At 75.1% G+C, this 3,457-nt stretch carries 2 protein-coding genes and 1 pseudogene; all 3 read right to left on the reverse strand.

Going from position 1 to position 3,457, the window contains the following annotated elements; genetic code table 11:
• Positions 1-1,302, reverse strand: a pseudogene (locus GL263_RS23560) (hypothetical protein); the annotation flags it as partial.
• Between the two features lie 74 nt (positions 1,303-1,376).
• Complete coding sequence (locus GL263_RS23565) at positions 1,377-2,282, reverse strand: hypothetical protein (protein WP_182857758.1); 906 nt, start codon at positions 2,280-2,282, stop codon at positions 1,377-1,379.
• Positions 2,279-3,457: hypothetical protein (locus GL263_RS23570; protein ID WP_182857759.1), on the reverse strand; the 1,179-nt coding region annotated here is incomplete at its 5' end. The genes GL263_RS23565 and GL263_RS23570, both read right to left, overlap by 4 nt.

Genomic DNA, 3,457 nt, shown 5'->3' on the forward strand with positions numbered 1-3,457 from the left:
GTCCCGTTCGGCCTCGCGGATGGCGGCGGCGACCCTGGTGACCCGGTCGGCGGCGGCGCGGTGCCGCAGGACGGTCTCGGCGGCCTGCCAGGCGGCGTGCAGGGTGCGGGCGTCGACGAGTTCGCGGCGCTGGGCGGCGGCCGCCTTCTCGGCGGCGGCCAGCGCGAGGCTGGCGTGCCGGTGGGCGAGTTCGGCGGCGATGAGGGAGGCGGTCTCACGGCCGCGTTCGGCGTCGGTGACGGCGTGCGCGGCGTGGGCGACCTCCGAGGCGTGTTCGGCGGCCCTGGCGCGTTCGGCGGCGGCGCGGGCGCCGAGGCGGGCGGCCAGGGTGCGGGTGCGTTCCTCGGAGGCGGCGTGCACGGCCCGGGCCCGGTCGCGCCGCTCGGCGGCCTCGGTGATGGCGGCGAGGTGGTCGAGGGAGCCCGCGGTGAAGTCGCGTTCGGCGGTCAGTTCGGCGCGGCGGCCTAGTTTGTGGGCGAAGCCGTGCACGAGGTCGGCCAGGCCGTCGGTGTCCCGGGTGTCGGTGACGGCGCGCAGCAGCAGGTCGGTGAAGTCGGCGTCGTTCTTCACCGCGAACAGGCCGGCGGCCTCGCCCTCGTCGGCGTTCATCTCCCGCTGGTAGCGGAAGAGTTCGGGATCGAGGCCGAGCCGGGTCAGGTGCTCCTTCCACCGGTCGTGGCCCTCCTCCCAGACGACGTCGAGGCCGGGGTAGGCCTTGCCGGTCTCGGTGAGGACGTCCCGGAAGCCCTTCATGGTGCGGCGGCGGCCGCGGGCGCCCGAGGCGCCTTCGGCGGTCGGGCGCAGGGCGCTGGCCTCGGCGACGGGGAGGGAGTCCAGGCTCATGCCGGGGCCGGGCCGGAAGCTGTACCAGGCCTCGGCGAACTTGCGCGGGTCGTTCGAGACCTGGCGGCCCCGCCACTCGCTGACCTTGCCGACGACAACGGTCTCCCCGGTGACGGTGTGCTGCCACTCCAGGGCGACGTGGCCGCAGTCCTCGGCGAGCAGGAACTTGCGCAGCACTCCGGAGCTGGCGCCGCCCAGGGTGTTGCGGTGGCCGGGCAGCATCACGGAGAAGATCAGTTTGAGCAGTACCGACTTGCCGCCGCCGTTCTCCAGGAAGAGCACGCCGGCGGGCGCGGGCCGGCGCGGCGGGCCGACTGGCTCGTCCTCGAAGAAGTCCGCCTGGGCGGGGGCCGGCTGGGGGACCGGGGCGCCTACTCCGCGCAGGTCGAGGACGGTGTCGGCGTAGCGCGCACCCGCGGGTCCGATGGAGTAGAGGCGGATGCGGGACAGCTCGTACATGTGGGCGGACTCTCGTTGCGGGCGGGGTCGGACGGAACGGGACGACAGAGGCCGAACGGCGGCCTGCGGGGGCGTCAGCGGTTGCGCTGGGCGGGCAGCGGGCCGGGGTCGGCGTGGAAGGGCAGGCCCTCGCCCTCGACGAGCCCGAGTTCGTCCCCGTCGGCCGGCAGCAGGGTGGCGGTGCCGTCGCTGACCGGGACGACGCCCAGTTCGAGCAGTTCGGTGAGGGCGGCGTTGCCCGCCATGTCGCGGACCTGGAGCTGGTAGCGGGCGGTGGTGCGGTAGGTGCCGCCGGACTCGTCCCCGGTGCGCTGGAGGAAGCCGGAGTCGGCGAGGAAGGCGGCGGCCTTGCCGATGATGCCGGTGGTGGAGCCGGCCAGCCGGCGGGCGTCCTTGGTGGCGCCGGTGGCGTTGCGGCGGGCGTAGACCCGCCAGGCGGCCTCCAGGCCGGGCGCGTCGGTGACGGGGTCGGCGTTCTCGCCCTGCTCGGCGGCGCGCTCCTCCAGCCGGCGGCAGGCCTGGCGGACGAAGGACTCGACGCCGGCGACGGTGACCCTCCCGATGTAGCCGTCGTCGGCCAGGTCCTCCGGGCGGGGGAAGGCCATGACCGCGACGGCCAGGTGCGCCAGGCCGTGCAGGAAGCGGTCGGCGGAGTCGGCGGTGGCGCGGCGGGCGTAGTCGCCCATCCGTACCGCGAAGACGGAGTCCTCACCGGCGGCGACGGCCATGCCGGCCCGGGTGGAGACCTCCAGGACGACCAGCCCGAGGCCGGTGGCGACGGCGTCGGTGACCCGGGCGAACGCCGGTTCGTCCCGGTAGCGGCGCAGCAGTTCGGTGTAGGCGGCGTCCCGGGCCGGCAGCAGCTTGGGCTGGAGCCCGTAGGCGACCAGGCGGGCGGCGTCGGCGGCGTCGGCCGGGTTGAGGGTGGCGGGACGTTCGGCGGTCTCGCTCGGCGCGGGGTCGGCGTCGTACTCGCTCACAGGTCGTGCTCCTTGGTGCCGCGCGCCGCTCGGGCGGGCGCCTCGCTTCGTCCGGCGGCCATGCCGGCCGCGTCGAGCAGGGCGGTGCCGACGATCAGGTCGGCGCCGCCGAACTCGGGGTCGTCCAGTTCGGTGCCGTCGTCGACGGCGAACAGCAGGCGCTCCTCGCCCTGCCGGTAGGCGGTGCCGACCGGGGGGCTGGCGGCGTGCACGGCGATCAGCGCGACCAGGTAGGGCAGCTCCGGGTCGCGTCCACGGGCGTCGGCGAGCAGCCCGGAGAGCCGGCGCGGGGCCTCGGGGGGCAGTTCGAGGAGTTCGGCGGCGGCGGCGTGCTGCTCCTCGCTGAACCGGCTGTCGTCGGGGGTGGCGATCAGGTCCGGTTCGGGCATCTCGGCGCCCAGGTGCTCGCGTGGCGCCGGCGGGGTGAGGAGCAGGTCGACGAGGTCGCCGAGCCGCACGGAGGCGGGGGTGCGCGGGCCGGTCCCCTTGGCGAAGAAGGCATCGGTCACCCGGGTCGCGCGCTCCAGCGGTTCGGGCAGGATCGGGTGGAGGAGCTGGCCGTGGAGGTCGAGCCCGACGCGGGCGGCGGGTGCGGCGAACGCCTGGCGGTCCTGTTCGGCGCGGAAGACCGGGCCGGCGTCCAGCAGCCGGGACTGGAGCTGGGTGTGGCGCCGGATGCAGTCCTTGACGATGTCGACCAGTTCGGCGGCGCGCAGCTTGTGGTCGGGGTGGCGTTCGTCGCCGGTCTCGTCGCGCACCCGGCGGATGTTGGTGAGGATGGCGTTCTCGTGCCGGTAGCGGTCGGCGACGTGGTCCAGGGCCTCGGAGATCATGTCGGGCACGGTTGTCAGCCAGTCCACCGAGCGGACGTTGCGGCGGGTGGCCTCCAGGGCGCGGCGCAGCGTCTCGGCGTACTGGACCGTGCGGTACCTGGCCTGTTCCGCGGCGAGCTGGGCGTCGGCGAGGCGGCCCCGGTTGACCAGGACCTCCAGTTTGACCTCGGCGGCGATCTGGGCGCTGGTGACGTCGGTGTCGAGCGCGCCGACCAGGACGTTCACGGCCTCGTCGGTGGTGCGCAGGTAGACCGTGCCGCCGGGGCCGGGCACCTCCTCGACGAGCTTGAAGTCGTAGTCGCGGCGGACGTAGGCGCCGTCGGGTCCGAAGGTGCCGTAGAC

It is taken from the genome of Streptomyces durbertensis (assembly GCF_014156695.1).
Classification (GTDB): domain Bacteria; phylum Actinomycetota; class Actinomycetes; order Streptomycetales; family Streptomycetaceae; genus Streptomyces; species Streptomyces durbertensis.